Genomic DNA, 822 nt, shown 5'->3' on the forward strand with positions numbered 1-822 from the left:
CCCGCCCCTACACCGACCTCCATGACTCACTTTGAATAACGTCCTGCTCAGCACCCGATAACGCCCCTTCCCTCCAGCACGTAAAACCAACCCTCACTTCATCCTTTCGATTATGTGCGGACGTTACTCCCTGATTTCCCCACCTGGTTTGCTGAAAGAACGATTCGGGGCCAACCTCGCTACCGACTTCGCCCCGACCTACAACGCCGCGCCTTCGCAGCACCTGCCCGTGATAACCAACGCCGCGCCCGAGCAGGTGCGGCTGATGCAGTGGGGCCTGGTGCCGGCCTGGGTGAAAGACCGCACCAGCGGCCCCCAGCCCATCAACGCCCGCGCCGAAACGCTGGCCGAAAAGCCCTCGTTCCGGCAGCTGCTCCAGCGCCGCCGCTGTCTGGTGCTGGCCGACAGCTTTTATGAGTGGCAGCAGAAGGAAGCCCACGGCCTGCCGCCCAAAACGCCCCACCGCATCCTGCTCACCTCCGGGCAGCCCTACGCTTTCGCCGGCCTCTGGGATGAATGGCTGGACCGCGCCACCGGCGAGGTGCTGCCCACGTTCACCATCGTCACCACCGAGCCCAACGCCCTGATGCAGCCCCTGCACCACCGGATGCCGGTAATTTTGGAAGGCGCCAAAGCCGAACAGGCCTGGCTCAGCGACGCCGTGCCGGCCGCCGGCCATCAGGCCCTGCTGCGCCCCTATCCCGCCGAGTTGATGCGCGAGTACGTCATCAGCAAGCTGGTAAACTCGCCCGCTCACAACGAGCCGGCCGTGCTGGAGCCGGCAAGTTGAGCTTGAAACAGTCTGTCATCCCGAGCGGAGCG

General features: G+C 64.8%; 1 protein-coding gene. It reads left to right on the forward strand.

What is annotated here, in order from left to right; genetic code table 11:
- Window positions 1–112: 112 nt before the first annotated feature.
- Window positions 113–790 (forward strand): SOS response-associated peptidase, encoded by a 678-nt coding sequence (locus J7E24_RS16420; protein WP_215139204.1) that lies wholly within the window; start codon window positions 113–115, stop codon window positions 788–790.
- The last annotated feature ends 32 nt before the right edge of the window (window positions 791–822 follow it).

The organism is Hymenobacter sp. ISL-91 (assembly GCF_018613725.1).
GTDB lineage: Bacteria > Bacteroidota > Bacteroidia > Cytophagales > Hymenobacteraceae > Hymenobacter.

Excerpts from the sequence above, each read along its gene's own strand:
- J7E24_RS16420 (WP_215139204.1), top strand. The coding sequence starts at position 113 with ATGTGCGGACGTTACTCCCTGATTTCCCCACCTGGTTTGCTGAAAGAA.